An 18,888-nucleotide genomic window follows, 5' to 3' on the forward strand; every position below is an offset into this window, starting at 1 on the left:
TCTTAGATATTGTACCTGCTCCGGGAAAAATTCCCTAATTTGGCAGACTTACGCCTACAGAAGCTTGAAGATAGTAACTAACCGTTATTTTTCAATCCATACGGGGAAATTAGATCGGTGCAAATACCATTTTGGCCCGATATCCCTTCGATAGGTTTGTAACTTTATTCCTTCAGTGGGATGAAACTGAAACCGCATGTATCCGTCATGGCTGGTTGTTAAAACGCGGGCTCCCGTTTCCCTATACCTGCGCACAACCTCCCTGCCAGGAAAGCCCCACTGATTAAGATAACCCTGAGTGAATACTACGTACTTGGGTGACACAGCACGAACAAATGCATTGCCTGATGAGCTGGCACTGCCATGGTGTGGGGCAACAATAACATCGGCTTTTAACTCCTCTTTCATGGCCAGCAGGGCGTATTCCGCACTTCGGTCAATGTCGCCCGGCACCAAAACCCTGTGCTCACCGTCCTCTATCAGGATCACGCAGGAATGATGATTGTCGTTGACAGGATTCCCCGCCAGCGGCCATATCGCCCGCACCAACAGCCCCTGCCACTCAAAGTTCAGCCCCCGCTGGCAACTGTCGAGATTCGTTATGACGCGAAAATCCGAGAAGCCCTGTCTTTTGACATAATCAGCAATTGCCTGTTTTCCGCCGCTATGGTCATCGTCGCCATGACTCAGCATCAGCAAATCCAGACGGGCAATGTTTAGCTTCGCCATTAACGGAATGAGCGTTGATTGCGCATAACTGCCCTGGGGGTAAAAACCTCGCCCGGTATCGACCATGATACTTCGGCTACCTCTGCTTATTAACAGCGCGCTGCCCTGCCCAACATCAGCAACATGCAACAACCATCGCTCAGGATTGGCCGGCAACCACTGGGAGAGCAAAGGTAAAAAAGCCAGGGTTATGCCCAGCCGCTGAAATGGTAGGCGCGGTGCGCAAATCATTCCCAATGCCAATAAAGCTGCCAGGGCAGCGCCTTTATCTAACGGCGCTGCCCCATTCCCGACCCATTGTTCAGCCCATTGCAGGCCCCTGATAATTGCCCCCATGAAGACATCCACGCCCCGCCACAGCCAAGGTATTGGGAATCCAAGCCAACCTGATAACAGCACCAGAAGCGCTAGCGGCAAAAAAATGCTGACCACAGGCACAAGCATCAGATTCACCGGTAATGCCAACCACGAGAGGTGATCAAACCACAACAGGGTAACCGGCATCAGCCCGATACTCAGACTTAACTGCAAAATCAGCAAAGCACGGCATTTCTGCCTGAAGCTGTTCGCTCTCAGCCCGAATCGCCAGATACAGAACCATATCAACAGCACAGCGCCAACACTCAGGTAAAAACTGGCCGAAAATAAACTGAGCGGAAACAGGAGGATACAGAGGCTTGTCATAAACAGCGCTATGTGACGTAACGACCAGTGACCCAGGTAACGCGACGTTATCAACCACGCAACAAGCAGTACCCATGCCCGGGTTACTGGCAGTTGCCAGCCTGCCAGGTGCGCATAGGCAGCGGTCACTATTACCAGAGGTAAGCACAGCATGCGGTCGAGATTGTGTTGAGGCGAAAAATGGCCTGTCAGTCGCTGAAGCGCTACCAGAACTGTCACCATCATCAGCAAAACACTTGAGGCTACCATGCCCAGATGCAGGCCGGAAATGCTAAACAGATGTGCGGTACCGGTTACCTTGAGTGTTTGCCAGTCGGCAGCGGTCAGTTCGGAGCGGTCGCCCACCAGCAATGCTTTTAGCCAGCGCTGGTTATCCAGTGCGGCCTGCTCAATCACCGCTGCTACTGTAAAGTGAATGCAATCTGTGGGCTCAACCAACCTGAATTCAGCGTCGGATTGCACTTCCCCGACGGCCACAATTGCCCGGCTCAGTAGCACCTGCTGGGCCAGTGAACCGGCTGGATTTGCCGTCCCCTGCGGAGGTCGAAGCCTGGCAGTCAAACGCACCTGCTGATGTCGGAACAGCTGCCTTTCTCCTGCCTGCCAGACGAGCCTTATTTTTTTTGCGAACCACAAACTCTGGCCGTCTATTTCATTTGCGGAAAGCGTAAAGTGCAGCTTGTCATTTTTCAGTTCCAGTTCGTCAATCTGGCCCTTCACAACGACATCCTGACGTATTTTGTGTTCAGGCAGTTGCCAAGTCAGGTACAGATGCCCTACACTCGCCATCCAAAGTATGCCTGCGAGAACGCCGTGACCAACGCTCAGCCAGAGCGGCCAACGTGACGAGCACTTACCATACTTAAATAACCTGTTGGCTGGCAGACACCCTATGAAACGGAGGGCGATCTTCGACACCGACAAAAGCAACAGAATGACCAGCGCCACGCACAGCCATTCCATTGCAGGTAAAGAGACCCAAAGGACGGAAGATACGGCACTCAGGATGAAGCCTGACAGCCAAATCATGGTATTATAACGCATCTCGTTGCCCTGGCCCGCGAGAGCGGTCTAAACAGAGTTATGCCAAGAAAATTTATACAGCGGTTGTTGCCCAACCATCAGACCATCAAAAATCAAAGAGCACTTAAAGTGTTTGGCTCGATATTGCACGAGCCAAATTTGTGGCATCTGAACCGCCGTTCCGCATCAGGAGCGTTTGGGATCGGGTTGTTTTTCGCTTTTTGGCCAGTCCCTTTTCAGATGTGGTTATCCGCGGCGACTGCCATCCCGATGCGCGCCAACCTGCCGCTTTCCGTAGCCACCGTGTGGATCACAAATCCGTTCACCATGCCGCCCATATTTTATGGTGCGTACAAAGTAGGCACCACTGTACTTGGGACTAAAGCGCAGCCATTCAATTTTCAGTTTACCTGGCAATGGGTAATGGACAGTATCTATACCATCGGGCCGGCATTTCTGGTCGGTTGCGGGATTTGTTCGGTGGTATTTGGTATTGCAGGCTATTTTGGACTGGATTGGTTATGGCGATTTTCGGTGCGAAAAGCCTGGGAAAACCGCCGCATGGCACGATCACAAAAAACCACGCAGGAATGATAACGCCGTTTCCACAAGGACTTTAACTAAAGAGGATAAAGCGGCATTCCGGCCTGCAAGACACAAGCCGGGAGAACGCACAAATCAGGGGTATACGTCATACTCGCGGAACAACTCCAGCATGGTGGCTTCGTCCCACACTTCCACGTCAAGGCTTTGGGCCTTAGTCAGTTTAGAGCCTGCCTTGTCGCCCGCAACCAGGAAATCGGTATTCGCAGAGACAGAGCCTGCAACCTTTGCCCCTAGTGACTGTAGCAGCGCTTTGGCGTCGTTTCTTCCCATCTCATTGAGTGTACCGGTAAGCACACAGGTTTTACCCGCCAATGGCTGCTCCCCGGCTTCCACTGTCTGAACGTCCGGCCAGTTTAAGCCGGCATCAACCAGTGCATCAATGATTTCAAGATTGTGCGGCTCGGCAAAAAAATGGGCAATGTGCTGCGCCACCACTTCCCCAACATCGGCCACCGCCTTTAATGCTTCAAGATCCGCTGTTCTGATCGCTTCCAGTGTACCGAAATGTTGCGCAAGGTTGGCTGCGGTAGCTTCACCCACTTCCCGTATGCCCAGAGCGTACAAAAATTTGGCCAATGTCGTGTGTCGGGACCTTTCCAGAGAACTCAGTAAATTGGCAGCAGACTTTTCCGCCATGCGTTCCAGCCCGACCAAATCGGATACTGACAAATGGAAAAAATCTGCCGGACTTTTTACCAGTTCTGCATCAACCAGTTGCTCCACCAGTTTGTCACCCAGCCCGTCAATATCCAGCGCCTTGCGAGATGCAAAATGCTTGAGCGCCTGCTTACGCTGCGCAGCACAATACAGGCCACCGCTACAACGCGCTACAGCCTCGTTCTCGAGTTTCTCAACCAGCGAATCGCACACCGGGCAATGGGCCGGAAACTCAATTTCCCGGGTATCGTCAGAGCGTTTTGCTTCCACAACCGACACCACCTGGGGGATCACATCGCCTGCCCGGCGAATAACCACGTAATCGCCGATGCGTACTCCCAGCCGCTGAATCTCGTCCTGATTATGCAAAGTGGCGTTGGAGACCGTCACCCCGCCAACAAAAACGGGTTCAAGCCTCGCCACCGGTGTGATAGCGCCGGTGCGCCCGACCTGAAACTCAACGTCCAGCAGGCGAGTCACTTCTTCCTGGGCCGGGAATTTCTGCGCTATGGCCCAGCGGGGAGCCCGTGCAACAAATCCCAATTGTTGCTGCAGCGCAATGTCATCAACCTTAAACACCACACCATCGATGTCGTAAGGTAACTGAGCCCGGGCTGAGAGAATGCGTTCATAATACGCCAGGCACCCGGCAGAGCCGCTTGCCACATCAACCTCTGGGCACAGGGGTAGCCCCCACTGCTCCAGTTGCTTGAGACGCTGGCTGTGATTGTCCGGCAGGATGAAATCCTGCGGCGCAACCACACCCAGAGAATAAGCGTAAAACATCAGTGGTCGTTTAGCAGTAATACGTGAGTCCAATTGCCTCAGGCTACCTGCTGCAGCATTACGCGGGTTGGCAAACAGCTTGTTGCCCTGGGCTTTCTGAGTTTCATTCAGGCGATCAAACCCAGCTTTAGGCATAAACACTTCGCCGCGTACTTCCAGTCGCTCGGGCCAGCCAGTGCCCCGCAGACGTAACGGCACATTGGCTATAGTACGAACGTTCGCGGTGATGTTTTCACCTACCTGGCCATCGCCGCGGGTTGCCGCCTGAACCATTCGCCCCTGTTCATACAGAATACTCACGGCCAGTCCGTCGAGCTTGGGTTCGCAACTGAATGCCAGAACACGGGTATCCTTGAGCCTGTCCGTCAAACGCTTTTCAAATGCCAGCAGCGACGCCTCATCAAATGCATTGTCCAGCGATAACATAGGCACTTCGTGTCGAACCTGCTCAAACGCATCCAGCGGCTGACCACCAACCTTCTGAGTCGGAGAGTCAGGTGACTGATATTCGGGGTGTTGCTGCTCCAGCTTTAACAACTGCTGAAACACACGGTCGTACTCCGAATCCGGAACCGTCGGTGTGTCCAGCACGTAATACTGGTAATTGTATTCTTCCAGGGCAGCGCGCAACTGCGTGATCTGTTGCCCCAAAGGGGTAGATAGGTCAGACATAACTTTCTCTGTGTAAAACGGGCCGGGTCAGCACCCGGTCCGACGGGGAATTACTGACGGGAAATGAAGCGCTGGCGTTCAAACTCTCGGATTTTTTCCATATATTGTTGCAATCCCTGTTTTGTCAGCACACTGCGCCGGCCATCCAGAACCTGGGCATTAAACTCCTCGGCTATTTTACGGGCCGCATTGTGCATCATATTGAACACCTGATGGGCATCGCCCTCGATGGGCAGGATCATGAACAGGGAAACCCCTTGGGTCATAAAGGTTTCAAGATTGTCGATATCAAAAACACCCGGTTTGAACATGTTTGCCAGACTGAACAGGACAGGTCCTTTCCCGTTTGAATTCACATGTCGGTGGAAAATATTCTGGTCGCCAAATTTGAATCCCAGGGTAAGCAACAAAGGCAGTAAAGCAGCGCCAGAGATAGGTTCATCCTGTGCCGCCCGCACGTTCAACACCAGCACTTCCTGCTCCGCCAGCGGTGTCTGTTGCCCGTCTTGCGCCTCGGCGTCGACTGCCCCGGTTTGCTGAGACAAGTCATCGCTTTGATCAGGCTCAAAATCAATCCGCATCTGGTCATCACCAAAGCTGGGTTCCTGACGTTTCCTGTGCGGGGCCTGTTTTCGCTTACGGGACACAAACCGTCTGGCCTGCTCACCCAGACCACCGGCTTGTGAAGCTTCACTTTCTGCGATATCCCAGCGGGCCGTTTCAGCAGGGCCTGCTGGCTGGCTGTCGAGACTGAAATTATCCAGTTCCGGGTCTGCGACCGAAGCTTTCTCAGGGGTCTCCGCTTCATCACCAGACTGGCCGGTTTTAAGTAAAAATCCAGGCGGCTCGGGAAAATCCGACTGTTCGGATTTATCAGCCATGTTTCTGGCCGTGGTTTGCATATGAGGTTTGGGGTTGGTTATCACTGAACCATAAAGCTTCTGCGCTGGTTGTGGCTGTGCTTCAGTAACGGGTTCATTTTCCGGCTGAAAAGTCCCAGGCTGCGTTTCGGGCTCTTCGGGTTCATCAATGGCCGGGGAATTCTCGTCTGAATCAGGCTGATTCGTTTCAACAGAATGATGGCTGCTGACCACGCGCACTTTTCCAAGGCCCAGATCGTCGTAATCCGGCTCTTGCATCTCCTCCTGGAAATGCTTTTGCTGGCTGTCAGAAAGCTTTTGTTCATCCCAGGTAATGTCGTCATTGTCCAGGGGTTCATCGTCATCCTGATTCTGCCATTCACGTGGTTCCATCCGGGTTGATTTCCCGGTCGAATGGTTACCTTTTCGGATCTTCCAGATACCGTGAGCCAATATGGCTACGATAAAGCAGGATCCTAGCACCAGTAATGACAGACGTAATTCATCTTCCATTTTAATTCAGTCGCCCTTTTTTATGGTTCTGCGAACGCCATAGCCTCTTCAACGTCAACCGCGACCATTCTGGATACGCCAGGTTCCGCCATGGTCACCCCGGTAAGATGACTGGCCATTTCCATCGCAATCTTGTTGTGGGTGATATAAATAAATTGTACCGTACGGGACATTTCCGACACCAGTGCACAAAAACGCCCTACGTTGGCATCATCCAGCGGCGCATCCACTTCATCAAGCAGGCAAAATGGCGCCGGATTGAGCCGGAATATTGCAAACACCAATGATAAAGCGGTTAACGCTTTTTCTCCACCGCTTAACAGATGAATTGTACTGTTTTTCTTGCCGGGAGGCCGCGCCATAATGGTCACCCCGGTTTCCAGCAAATCGTCATCGGTCAGCGCAAGGTACGCCGAACCACCACCGAAGACCTTTGGAAACAGCTGTTTGAGATCCTCATTCACCCGCTCGAAGGTGTCTGAGAAGCGGCTGCGGGTTTCCTTATCAATTTTACGAATGGCACTTTGCAGAGTTTCAAGTGCGGTTACCAGGTCCTCGTGCTGGGTATCCAAATGTGCCTTGCGTTCGGCCTGAATGTCGTATTCCTCAACCGCCGCCAGGTTAACGGCCCCCAACCGGCCTATGGCAGCCAACGTTTTGTCCAGTTCAGCCTGCCAGCTCTTTTCATCCGCATCATCGGTCAGCTGTTCCAGAATGGGCTTGAGTGACTGGCCAGTTTCCTGCAACTGTTCCAGTACGGTATTGGCCCGTACCCGGTAACCTTCCATTTCCAGTTTAATGCTGTCGATGGCAGTCTGGCGCTGTTGGATCTGATGCTGGATACCCTGCTGATCCTGTTGAGCTTCCTGAATCAGCTTGTGCAAATCGCTCAGCGCTTCCTGGGCCATAACCCGCTGCTCTTCTGCGCCTTCACGCTGTAGCAGAAGCTCTTCCAGTTGTTCCCGCTGTTGCTCCAGAGGCTGTGCCAGCTCCAGCTTCTCCTGCTCAAGCGCCGTTTCACGGCTGCGGTACTCTTCGAGCTGAGTTTCGTTGCGGCTCACCTGCTGCCGATACAAATCGCGCTGATTACTGTGCTGCTGAATACTCAGTTCAAGCTGATGTCTTTCTGCAGTTTGCTGCTCTACTGTGCGTCTGGCGTGAGCAATCTTTTGCTCCAGCTGCTCACGTTCCGTAGCCACATCGGCCTGGTCTGTTTCATGTTCCAGGATCTCGGCTTCCAGCATTTCGAGTTGCTCAGAGAAAATTTCAAGCTGTTGCTCTTCCTGCACCAGTAACCCACGCTGGTTGTCCAGGTCCTGGGCGATTTTGTCCGCCCGGCCGCGGCTCTGGTTAAGCTGAAACTCCACCAATGACAGCTGGTTTTGCAGCTGTTCTGCCTGATTACTGGCTCGTTGCAACGCAGACTGATGCTGCTCTTCCTGCTGCTCAAGCCCATGCAGGGTCTGACGGCACATCTCCACTTCGTCAGCCAGTTCATCAAGCAACGCCTGCTCAACGGTAAGTTGTTCCTGCAAGCCCTGAATGTGTGCAGCCCGCTGCAATGCGCCCTGTTCCCTGTCGGCCTGGCCTGACATCACCCAGCCCCGCCCCATCCACAGGCCGGATTTCACCACCACGCTCTCGTGGTCAGCAAGCCGGGGCAGACGCACCAGCGCCTCTTCTGCCGAATCGAGTGCATGAATATGATTGAACCCTGCCGGAACCAGTGTATCGTCGAGCAAAGCGGCAAGTGAACCTGCACGTTTCTGATCACTGTAACCCTCCAGCGCCATAATACGATGGCCCTGTGGCAAATTTTTCCAGTTGGCCACCAGGTCGGTGAGCAACGTCTTTTCCGCCAACATAGGCTCATTTAGCCCAGCCAGAACCTGCTCCACCGCAAGCTCCCATCCGGGAGCCACTGTCAGCGATTGCCAAAGAGGTCTGATGCCCTCCAATTCAGATTGAGGCTGGCTCTGCGACTTCTGAAGTTGTTCCAGGGCATGCAGTTGAGAACGGATGGTTTGTACACGTTCCTTTTGCTCATCATGCTTTAGCAAAGCTTCCGACAGGGCTGTGCGCTGCTCCGCAACCCGGGCTTTACTGGCGCTAAAATTTTCTTCCGCCTGCTGTCGGGTCAGCTGGGCCAGTTCACTGTCCTGAGACAGCTTCTCCAGCTGTAGCTCCAGCTCTCCATGGGCCAGCTCACCTTGTTCCTGCTCTAACTCAGCAATGCGCTGCGCAGTGCGCAACTGCATGCTCATAGTCGACTGGATCTGGCTGTGGCAGGTCTGTGCCTGTTGCTTAAGCTCGTTGTATTTTTGTTCGTAGACCCTGGTTCGGGCGTGAAATTCACGTTGTTCCGCCTCAGCCTGGTCCCGATTTTCCTGCGCCTGAACATAGGACGCATCCAGCAGTTCCAGGCGCGGCTCCATGTCTTCCAGGCGGTTGAGTGAGAGTTGCAGAGCCTGGTTTGCTTCCTCCAACGAAGCTTTCAACAGGCTGCGCCTGTCTGCTAGTTCATGTAACTCCCGGCCAATTTGGTTGCTGCGTTGCTGACTGTGTAACTGGTTCTGTTCAATGCGGGTGATGGCTGTGCTGATGGTAAACAATTGTTGCTGAATGTCGTCCAGTTGCGCTTTGCGCTCTTCTGCCTGTTGCTGGTAACCGAGAATTCCAGCTTCGTCACCCCTCTGCCTGGCAACCAGGGCTTCAAGTTCGCTTTGCTGCAACTGAATTTGATGCTGCAGTTTTTCTATTTGCTCACTGTGTTTCAGCCATCGGATAGCGGCCAGATCTGCCTTGAGTTGCCGTTCAGTAGCTTTAAGCGCCTTGTAGCGCCGGGCCGCTGCCGCCTGGCGTTGCAGTTTTTCAAGTTGTTGACCAAGCTCACCGCGCACGTCTTCAAGCCGTTCCAGATTGTCCTGCGTATGCCGGATACGGTTTTCGGTTTCGCGCCGACGCTCCTTGTATTTGGAAATACCCGCAGCTTCTTCAATAAATACCCTCAGTTCCTGAGGCTTGGACTCTATGAGCCTGGAAATCATGCCCTGTTCAATAATGGCGTAGCTGCGGGGCCCCAGACCGGTACCAAGAAAGAGATCGGTCACGTCCCGGCGACGGCATTTGGCGCCATTCAGAAAATAATGGGACTGGGCGTCACGGGTAACCAGACGCTTGACCGACAATTCGTTGTATTTGGCGTATTCACCACCAATGCGTCCGGAGCTATTATCAAATACCAGCTCTACACTGCACTGGCCCACAGGTTTACGCGCAGAAGACCCGTTAAAAATAACGTCGGTCATGGCGTCACCGCGCAAATTTTTGGCTGAGCTTTCCCCCAGCACCCAGCGCACCGCATCAATCACATTGGACTTACCACATCCATTCGGACCAACAATGGCCGTCATTTCTCCGGGAAAAGGAATACTGGTGGGGTCGACAAACGATTTGAATCCGGCGAGCTTAATCTTCTTCAGGCGCACAGGGAAACTCCGCCTGCCGATACCTTCGGCGCAGAGAGGGCAGCTCTACAATTAGCACTGATGTTGTTTGTAGCGTTCACCGAAATGTTTAGCGCATCTGGATATTATTGTTATGCTTTGACTCTACCAAAACTCACACGCTGTAACAATTCAGAATTCAATGACCAGGATCGTAATGGGTACAATCCTAAAAACCCGTTCTGTCAATTAGCGTCATAAAGGAGCCTTATGACTACAGCAACACGTCATCCCAGCGGTTTCGGATATTTTGCCTTAGGCTTTACACTTATCAGAACCAAAGGCATTAAGCGATTTGTTTTTATTCCTCTGGCGGTCAACCTGATACTGTTTGCCACCGCATTCTATTTCCTGTTCGGCCAGATTGAATGGGGTATCACCTACCTGATTGACCTCGTTCCACAATGGCTGGGCTGGCTAAAGTCCGCGCTGGGTTTCGTGCTCTGGCCACTCGCCATCGTAACCGTTCTGCTAGTGTTCGCACTTGTCTTCGGCACCCTGGCCAACTGGATTGCAGCGCCATTTAACGGCGTCCTGGCTGAAAAGGTCGAACGTCATCTCACTGGCCGCCCCATGGGCGATGACGGACTTTTCAGTCTGCTTAAGGACATTCCACGTACCCTGAGCCGGGAATTGTCAAAGTTGCTCTGGTATTTACCCAGGGCAATAGGCTTTTTGCTGATATTCCTGTTTCTTCCGGTTTTCGGTCAGGTTATCTGGTTTTTGTTTAATGCCTGGATGATGGCGATCCAGTACTGCGATTATCCGTATGACAATCATAAAGTACCTTTTGATGTCATGCGTGCCCATCTGGGCAGGCACAAATCCAAAGCTTTTGGGTTTGGCATTATGGTTAATATTTTCTCGCTGATCCCAGTGGTGAATTTTATTGTCATGCCCGTAGCCATCTGCGGCGCAACCGCGTTTTGGGTACGTGAACTGAAACCGGAACTGCTGCCGGATGACATCTGAGGCAACAACAGGCGTTTGAGTCAGATTATTTTCGTGACACATGCGCCATCTTGATTAACTATTAAACCAACGACAAAAAGGAAATTTACCTTGCCCAATGCTGTTTGAAAACGGACTCCTGGCGGCACTTTTTATGTCTTCATTGTCAATCAATGCTTTGGCAGTGGGCATTTTTGTTGTCGTTTCACTCAAGTTTTACCGCACCTATTTTGCTGCGGCAGCCGTTTTTGGATTATTAAGTTGTGGCTATCAATATACAACCTGGGCCTATCACAGTAGCGCCTCTGTTGCAGACGCACTGTATTGGGTCAGCCTGCAAACCAGTTTTGCCGTCGCGATAATCCCCTTTTACTTTCTGACGCTGGCCAGCTGGAGTGACTGGCCCGGAACCCGCAGAATATTTTTCATACTGCTGGGAACTGCGGCGTTGGCCATTCTTACCAACGCCCTGCTACCCAACACCCTTCGATTTGATTCTGTGGAACAACTTGTCAGCGTTGTCGTCAGCGAACAGTTTGCCTACGCCCATCTGGTAGCCAAACAGTCTGTTGCCGGGTTGGGGTTGCACCTGTTTGGCCTGTTCATGGTCGCAAGTCTGCTGTTGTGCAATTACCGAATGTATCAGAAAAACAAAATGGCTCTTGCCCTGGCACTGACTGTTATCCTGCTCATACAGTTACTGTCTATCGGATGGGCCAGTGCGATTGACGCAGGTTCGGTGGACGGGCTCTATCTGGCAGGTTTTGTATTTACGGCACTGAATGTGGTGGTATGCGTCCACGTGGCCTACAGTCTCGGGATTTTCAAGCAGCGCTTTGAGCAACGCTCTGAAGACAAAAAGCAGCTTACCAATGTAATAAACCAGCTTGCCAAAGGTTTTCGCTCTGAAGACGAAGACAGTTTTTATTTCGAAATGCTGGCCAGTCTTTATTCTATCAGTAAGGCCGATTTGATTTTTCTGGCCACGGTTTCTGACGATTCGCCACCGTTGGTGCAGACGCGGGTTGCACTCAGCCAGGGCGTGCCGACCGACAATTTTGAGTACACCATCGACAATACTCCCTGCGAACGGATCCTGGAAGAAGCCTCAACCATATACACCCAGTCAATCCAGCAGGATTTTCCCTCTGCCAATACCTCATTAAGCCAGTTCACTGCCTATATCGGCACCCCAATAAAACTGGGTGGCAAGGTAACAGGGCTGTTTGTGCTGGCCAGCCGTACCCCGTTACCCTTCAGCAACAAGCTGGTGGAAGCGCTGGAAATCTTTGCGACCAGAGCCAGTGCAGAGATGCACAGGTTCCAGATTGAGCATCGCCTGCGGGATTTGGCCTATCTGGATTACACCACCCAACTGCCCAATCAGGCCAAACTGATCGAAACCATACACCAAAGCTACCAGTTTGACGTGCAAAGCCACAGTAACACCATTTTGCTATTGATTGATCTGGACAGGTTTACCGAAATCAACCGTCAAATCGGGTATGACGCTGGCGAATATGTATTGCAGGAACTGGGCAAGCGTTTTCGTCTTTATGCCAGTGAAAATGTGTTTTTTGCCCGCAAGGCAGGAGACGAATTCGCGGTGGTGATCCAGTCGAATGATACCCCTCCGGAAGAAACTCTCGACTTGCACTGGGAAGCCATTCGAGCGGTAGTCAAACACCCCATTTGTTTTAAAGATCGTGAAATCAGGCTGGATTTCAGTGCCGGGGCGGTGATATTCCCCCAACAAACCCACACCAACCTGGATGTGATCCGGGGTGCAGAAATCGCACTGCGTCAATCCAAAACCGAAGGTCGGGGCCGGTTGCAGGTCTTCGACCCAACCCTGCTCAAAGCGCTCGACAGCCAGCGCAAACTTGAGCGAATGTTGCGCACTGCCATCCAGAAAAACCAGCAGCTTTCATTGGTCTACCAACCCAAAGTTGACATTGAGGGCCAATGCAAAGGCGCCGAAGCCCTTTTGCGCTGGGAGCATCCCAACGACGGCAGCATATCCCCAGAGGAATTTATACCGGTGGCAGAGTCCAGTGGCCTGATTGTGCTGCTGGGTGAACGAGTGATTGAGGAAGTGTGCAAGCAAATTCGTAACTGGCTGAACCAGGGCTGGCTGGGCGAATGCAAAATTGCTATCAACATTGCCAGCCAACAGCTGGCGGATGATGAATTCAAGCCAAAACTGCTGGCTACACTAAACCAGTACCAGATTCACCCCAACCAGATTGAACTCGAAGTAACAGAAAGCAGCCTGTTGCACGACATTCAAGGGACGGTGGCCAAACTCAAGGCGCTTCAGCAGGAAGGATTTACCATAGCGCTGGATGATTTTGGAACCGGGTACTCCTCATTGTCTTACTTGCAGGAATTACCGCTGGACGTTTTGAAAATCGACAAGTCATTTGTTGAAAAGCTGACCAACCAGAGTGCCAGCGAACTGATTAGTTCCATCATTGCCATCGGCCTGAATATGGACCTGCAGGTCGTAGCGGAAGGCACTGAAACCGAAAGCCAGGTTACCGCGCTGGCCAACATGAAATGTTCGCTGTTTCAGGGCTACCATTTTGGCCGCCCTATGCCCGCCGAGGAATTTGCCAACTGGTACCAACGTACCAACGCCGTTCACTGAACAGACGAACCCTGCCCGTCTGCCAGCGCTTCAAGGCCCCCGGCCCGATACTTCTCAAAGATATCCAGCCAAACCCCCGCCTCCGCAGTCTGAGACTGCTTGTGAAAGGCCTGAAACAAATTCATGTAGATCGGCGTATGGGTTGATGGTTCAACCAAACGCTGTCGCCACAGCTTCAGGTAAACAGGCGGAATTTCACCGCTGTCATGATGTTCCAAAAACGTGATTCCGCTGCTTGGCTTGTAGGCCTGTATCGCAGCGTTGTCACAGGACTTCGCTGGGTGTATTTCCACGCCAGGTTGCAATTCCTGCCAGTTTTGCGCCGTTTCCTGCGGTTCAAGCCCTGCTGGGCCTTCGAACACCAGATTCGGAGCATCGCGGCGCTCACAATAACGAGCCGCCAGACGCTGACTCAATGGATATTCATCGACAAAACCGGAGAAATGCGCGAGTTCATGCACCAGTACCGAATAGGTATCGGTTATGTCCAGATACATCACACCGTTCTCTATGTTGGCTTTACCCTGATCCAACACCACTATTGCGTGGGTAAACTCACGCTGCGACACCGCAGCTGCCAGCGGCCTGACATCGCAGCCCAGCCGGCCCGAACCTAACCAGCTCGCCGAACAGTTAAGTGCATCAGACTTCAGCCAAACCGGAGCTTGTGCACACAACGGCAAATTTGCCAGCCTTGGGTCATTTATAAGTTCCTGATACAGGCTGTGAGCCCGTTCAATGGCCGACAGCGAGGTGGCAAAGAACTGCAGACGCTGCTGACACTGCGCCGCAGACGGCCACTTAACTGCAGACAATGCGGACAATCTTTGTATCGGATAACGATCGAACATGCGGGAAAACCTGGTGGCCAGTTCATGCCCCTGCTGCGCAGCCTGCTCAATATACTGACGGCCGCTTTTGGTGTCGCCCTGTTCCCACAGCATCCGCCCAAGCTGGAAGGTGCTCTGAGTATAGACGGTAGCGGTTTTTTCCAGCCAGGGCCGGGCCAGATCGGGTTTCTGATGCAAGATGTACCAGTCTGCCAGCGCCGCTTGGGCAGGCAGGTACCCCTGGCGTGCGGAACGCAGTAACCACGTTTCCCGTTTGGCAGGATCGTCAGTAGACAGGGCAAACTCCAGTTGGGCTTCCGGTACGTTACCCTTTGCCGCCAGCCGCATCAGACGCTCCGTGGTTTCATCGTCTCCCACCAGTTGATAGAGCTGCCAGGCGGCATCTGCATTGCCAAGCGAAACCAGCCTTTCCAGCCAGTATTGCTGCCCCTGTGCTACAGCAAGCTCAACCAGTCTGCTCTGCGCCAGTTCGCTGCCCTGCTGGGATGCCTGCCACAACAGACTCTGGGGAAACTTTGCCGATGTTGCATTGCGCACCAACTGTGCGGTGTCCCTGGCCAAATCGCCTGCCAGCAGCAACATCGCCAGCAGCGCTAAAACGAGTCCACGCATAAAAATTCAGTATCAGTTGGGATCTTCGACAGAATCGCGAAGTCGATTGAGTTCGAGTCGTGCATAACGGTGCTCGACATAATCATAGACGTTGGTGCTCAGCGCCAGTTTGAAATAATTGGATGCCACTCCGCGCTGGCCCTTGGCACTGTGATATTTCCCAAGATAGAAATAGGCCTCACACAAACGATCGGTAAGCTGCTTCTGGCTGCTCACCCCATCTATCAGGGAATTAAGCAGTTCCCGTTCGCTGACCTGTTCCAGAAACAAGTCCACCAGCCGGGTGGCCCAATGCCTGTCTTCTAGCTGTAACCGGGCACTGGAGAGATACTGCTGAGCCTTGACAGGATCGATATCATAGTGGGCAAAATATGCCCATAACGCCCGAAATGGGTCCCGCCTATCTTTGGTCTGAAAGGTGACTAAATCTTCGACCGCCAAATCCGCCCTGCCACCATAATACAGGGCGATACCCCGATTTAAAAAAGCGAAGTCGTAGGTGGGATCAATATCCAGCGTTGAATCAAAGGCTTCATAAGCCTGGATAAAATCCATCTGCTGGATGTAATGTATACCCATGGAATTATACGCTTCCGCCATATCGGGCTTTAACGCCAGTGCCTGACTGTAATCGTATTGTGCCAGCCCGGACAGCCCCACACTGTCATAGAGCATGCCTCGTTGATAATACAACTCAGCACGGTCTTTCTCTGCAATCTGGGTACTGGCCAGTATTTGGTTGTACCGGGCGATGGCCATTTGCGAGCGAGGGTTTACCGGAGCAGGTTCGGCAAGCAACAGATTGCCCATTTCTTCGCGCCCTGTGGGTTCGGGCGTTTGAGCGCAGCCGAATAAGATTACGGGCAGAAAGGAAACAAGCCAGAGACAAACGAGATTCCGCATGATTATATAAAATCGCTTCCTACTAGATGGTGCCGCTGCCCGTCGCAAACAATGAACGGTGCCCCGCCGATGGACCTGGGTACAGAATACACAAACATCTTAAACACAATGAAGAATGGGCTGCAGCCTGATAGCCGCAACCATCTCGCATTTACCTCAAAATGTAAAGCATATCTCAGTAAAATTCAGGCAGATGGCGTATTACATCTGTGCCATCTTTAACAGCTGCGTTCGGGTTAACTGTAACGCCTGTCAACCACGGTTACGCGCTGCGAGCTTGTCGAGCTGTTCCTGGCTGGCAGGAAGCTGGTGCTTTGATTTCCATTCACTGTATGGCATGCCGTAAATACGCTCCCTGGCATCTTCATAGTCCACTTCATTACCACGCTCTGCGGCTTCTGCAGAATACCACTTGGCCAGACAGTTGCGGCAAAAATCCGCCAGGATCATCAAGTCTATGTTCTGCACCTCTTTGTGGGCATCCAGGTGCGCCAGCAGACGACGAAATACGGCCGCTTCTATTTCTGTTTGTGTTTGTTTGTCCATAACCATTCTCATCATTAAAAAAGGGAGCAAAAGCTCCCTTAATGGTGTTCATTAAGCCAGCTGGAACAAACCTCCAGTGCTGGCCTGCCAGTGTGTTTACTGGTCGTTGGATTCAGGAGCCGCCGGCTTTTCCAACAGTTCCTTGATGCTCAGACGTACACGGTTCTGGCGATCAATTTCCATCACTTTTACGTCAACCATCTGGCCTTCAGACAGGTAGTCCGCAACTTTGTTCACGCGCTCGTGAGCGATTTGTGAAATGTGCACCAAACCTTCTTTGCCCGGCAGCACTTCGACAAACGCACCAAAGTCAACGATACGGGTTACCTTACCGTGGTAAGTTTTGCCCACTTCGATTTCTGCAGTCACCTGCTCGATCATGCTGATAGCGATTTCCGCTTTTGCACGCTCGGTGGCGAAAATTTTGATGGTGCCGTCGTCTTCAATTTCAATGTTGGTGTCAGACGCTTCGGTGATCTGGCGAATCATGGCGCCACCTTTACCGATAACATCGCGGATCTTGTCCTGGTCAATTTTCAGGGTGTAGATGCGCGGAGCAAATTCACTCAGTTCATCACGGTGACCGGCAATGGCTTCATCCATCACACCCAGAATGTGCAAGCGGGCTTCTTTAGCCTGCTTAAGCGCGATCTGCATGATTTCTTTGGTGATGCCTTCAATCTTGATGTCCATTTGCAGCGCAGTGATACCGTTGGTGGTACCAGCCACTTTAAAGTCCATGTCACCCAGGTGATCTTCGTCACCCAGAATGTCAGACAGAACCACAAATTTGTCGTCACTTTTCACCAGACCCATGGCAATACCGGCAACAGACGCTTTAATAGGTACACCCGCATCCATCAGAGCCAGAGAGGTACCACAAACAGATGCCATGGAGGAAGAACCGTTAGACTCGGTGATTTCAGAAACCACACGTACCACGTACGGGAATTCTGCTTCACTTGGCATAACCGCCTGAATACCACGTTTAGCCAAACGTCCGTGACCAATTTCACGGCGCTTGGGCGAACCAATCATACCGGTTTCACCCACACAGTATGGAGGGAAGTTGTAGTGCAGCATAAAACGGCTGTCACGCTTGCCCTGCAGTTCGTCAATCATCTGGGCGTCACGCTCGGTACCCAGAGTAGCAGCAACCAGCGCCTGGGTTTCACCACGGGTGAACAGCGCAGAACCGTGAGTACGAGGCAAGATACCGGTCGCAACGTTCAGCGCACGGATCATGGCAGGGTCACGGCCATCAATACGTGGAGCGCCAGACAGGATGCGTGAACGTACTACGTCACTCTCCAGGTCGTGAAGCAGGTCCAGAACTTCCTTCTCGCTCAGGCTTTCATCTGCCGCGAGAATTTCAGCAGCCGCTTTTTGAGTTACGGCAGTGACGGCGTCTTTGCGCACCAGCTTGTCAGAGATCTGATAGGCTTCAACCATGCCGCTTTCTGCCAGCGCTTTGATTTTGTCTTTCAGCTCGGTGTTTTCGGCTTTTGGCGCCCAATCCCATTTTTCGGTGCCAACCATACCGGCAAAGGTATTTACCGCACTCACCACGGTTTGCATTTGCTCATGGCCAAACATAACCGCACCCAGCATCACGTCTTCAGACAGGATGTTAGCTTCAGATTCCACCATCAGCACTGCACTTTCGGTACCGGCTACAACCAGGTCCAGATCACTGCTTTCCTGTTCGGAACTGCGGGTATTCAGCAGGTATTCGCCGTTGGCGTAACCCACTCGGGCTGCACCAATAGGGCCATTGAAAGGGATACCTGAAATGGCCAGCGCCGCTGAAGTACCAATCATGGAAATGATATCGGTCGGAATTTCCGGGTTGGCCGACATGACGGTGACGACAACCTGAACTTCGTTCTTGAACCCTTCAGGGAACAGAGGGCGAATTGGGCGGTCAATCAATCGGGCGATCAGGGTTTCACCTTCTGAGGGGCGACCTTCACGCTTGAAGAAACCGCCGGGGATTTTACCGGCGGCGTAAGATTTTTCCTGATAATTTACTGTCAGCGGAAAGAAGTCCTGATCATCTTTGGCTTCTTTCTTACCCACCACAGTAACCAGCACGGCGGTATCGTCCATGCTCGCCATAACTGCAGCGGTCGCCTGACGGGCGATAACGCCTGTCTCCAGAGTAACAGTATGCTGACCATACTGAAAAGAATGTGTAATAGGAGTCACTATTTGTCCTTTAAATTTCTATCTGTATATTTTCGCTTTTCAACGCGGCGCATAGTATAGCTATGAATATCCGCCAATACCATGACCAAATGACACAATCACCGAAACCTGCGATATACAGCCCGTACAAA

The 18,888-nt window shown here is 52.3% G+C and carries 11 protein-coding genes; 3 read left to right on the top strand and 8 right to left on the bottom strand.

From position 1 onward, the window contains the following. Window positions 1-84: 84 nt before the first annotated feature. On the bottom strand, window positions 85-2,457 hold the full coding sequence (locus DXV75_RS08420) for a DNA internalization-related competence protein ComEC/Rec2 (RefSeq protein ID WP_115592964.1): 2,373 nt from the start codon (window positions 2,455-2,457) through the stop codon (window positions 85-87). 39 nt (window positions 2,458-2,496) lie between these two features. Here DXV75_RS08420 and DXV75_RS08425 point away from each other — a divergent pair, with 39 nt between their 5' ends. Beyond that, complete coding sequence (locus DXV75_RS08425; protein ID WP_115592965.1) at window positions 2,497-3,030, top strand: DUF2062 domain-containing protein; 534 nt, start codon at window positions 2,497-2,499, stop codon at window positions 3,028-3,030. 84 nt (window positions 3,031-3,114) lie between these two features. On the opposite strand, the gene ligA is transcribed toward DXV75_RS08425, so the two are convergent. From ligA to smc, 3 genes are read right to left on the bottom strand one after another with little or no spacing between them, the layout of a single operon-like run. Continuing rightward, window positions 3,115-5,157, bottom strand: a complete 2,043-nt coding sequence (ligA, locus tag DXV75_RS08430) for an NAD-dependent DNA ligase LigA (RefSeq protein WP_115592966.1) — start codon at window positions 5,155-5,157, stop codon at window positions 3,115-3,117. Window positions 5,158-5,207: 50 nt separating this feature from the next. Continuing rightward, the gene (gene zipA / locus DXV75_RS08435; RefSeq protein WP_115592967.1) at window positions 5,208-6,530 is read right to left on the bottom strand and encodes a cell division protein ZipA; all 1,323 of its coding nucleotides are present in this window, start codon (window positions 6,528-6,530) and stop codon (window positions 5,208-5,210) included. A 20-nt stretch (window positions 6,531-6,550) separates the two neighbouring features. Beyond that, window positions 6,551-10,018 (bottom strand): chromosome segregation protein SMC, encoded by a 3,468-nt coding sequence (smc, locus tag DXV75_RS08440; RefSeq protein ID WP_115592968.1) that lies wholly within the window; start codon window positions 10,016-10,018, stop codon window positions 6,551-6,553. Between the two features lie 228 nt (window positions 10,019-10,246). Between smc and cysZ the strand changes: the two genes are divergently transcribed. Together cysZ and DXV75_RS08450 are read left to right on the top strand one after the other, a co-directional pair. Beyond that, the gene (gene cysZ, locus DXV75_RS08445) at window positions 10,247-11,008 is read left to right on the top strand and encodes a sulfate transporter CysZ (protein WP_115592969.1); all 762 of its coding nucleotides are present in this window, start codon (window positions 10,247-10,249) and stop codon (window positions 11,006-11,008) included. Window positions 11,009-11,141: 133 nt separating this feature from the next. After that, complete coding sequence (locus DXV75_RS08450) at window positions 11,142-13,637, top strand: putative bifunctional diguanylate cyclase/phosphodiesterase (protein WP_181898389.1); 2,496 nt, start codon at window positions 11,142-11,144, stop codon at window positions 13,635-13,637. Here the strand turns inward: DXV75_RS08450 and DXV75_RS08455 are convergent. From DXV75_RS08455 to pnp, 4 genes are all read right to left on the bottom strand, one after another. After that, window positions 13,631-15,100 (bottom strand): SEL1-like repeat protein, encoded by a 1,470-nt coding sequence (locus DXV75_RS08455; protein WP_147291813.1) that lies wholly within the window; start codon window positions 15,098-15,100, stop codon window positions 13,631-13,633. The genes DXV75_RS08450 and DXV75_RS08455 overlap by 7 nt on opposite strands. A 12-nt stretch (window positions 15,101-15,112) precedes the next feature. Beyond that, window positions 15,113-16,003 carry a lipoprotein NlpI gene (gene nlpI / locus DXV75_RS08460; RefSeq protein WP_115592972.1) on the bottom strand — a complete coding sequence of 297 codons (891 nt, stop codon included), beginning with the start codon at window positions 16,001-16,003 and terminating at the stop codon, window positions 15,113-15,115. Between the two features lie 252 nt (window positions 16,004-16,255). Next, window positions 16,256-16,549 carry a DUF1244 domain-containing protein gene (locus DXV75_RS08465; RefSeq protein WP_115593069.1) on the bottom strand — a complete coding sequence of 98 codons (294 nt, stop codon included), beginning with the start codon at window positions 16,547-16,549 and terminating at the stop codon, window positions 16,256-16,258. Between the two features lie 96 nt (window positions 16,550-16,645). Next, window positions 16,646-18,757: a polyribonucleotide nucleotidyltransferase gene (gene pnp / locus DXV75_RS08470; protein ID WP_115592973.1), complete on the bottom strand. Its 2,112-nt coding sequence runs from the start codon at window positions 18,755-18,757 to the stop codon at window positions 16,646-16,648. Window positions 18,758-18,888 lie beyond the last annotated feature (131 nt).

Origin of the sequence: Alteromonas aestuariivivens (assembly GCF_003367475.1) — a bacterium.
GTDB lineage: Bacteria > Pseudomonadota > Gammaproteobacteria > Enterobacterales > Alteromonadaceae > Alteromonas > Alteromonas aestuariivivens.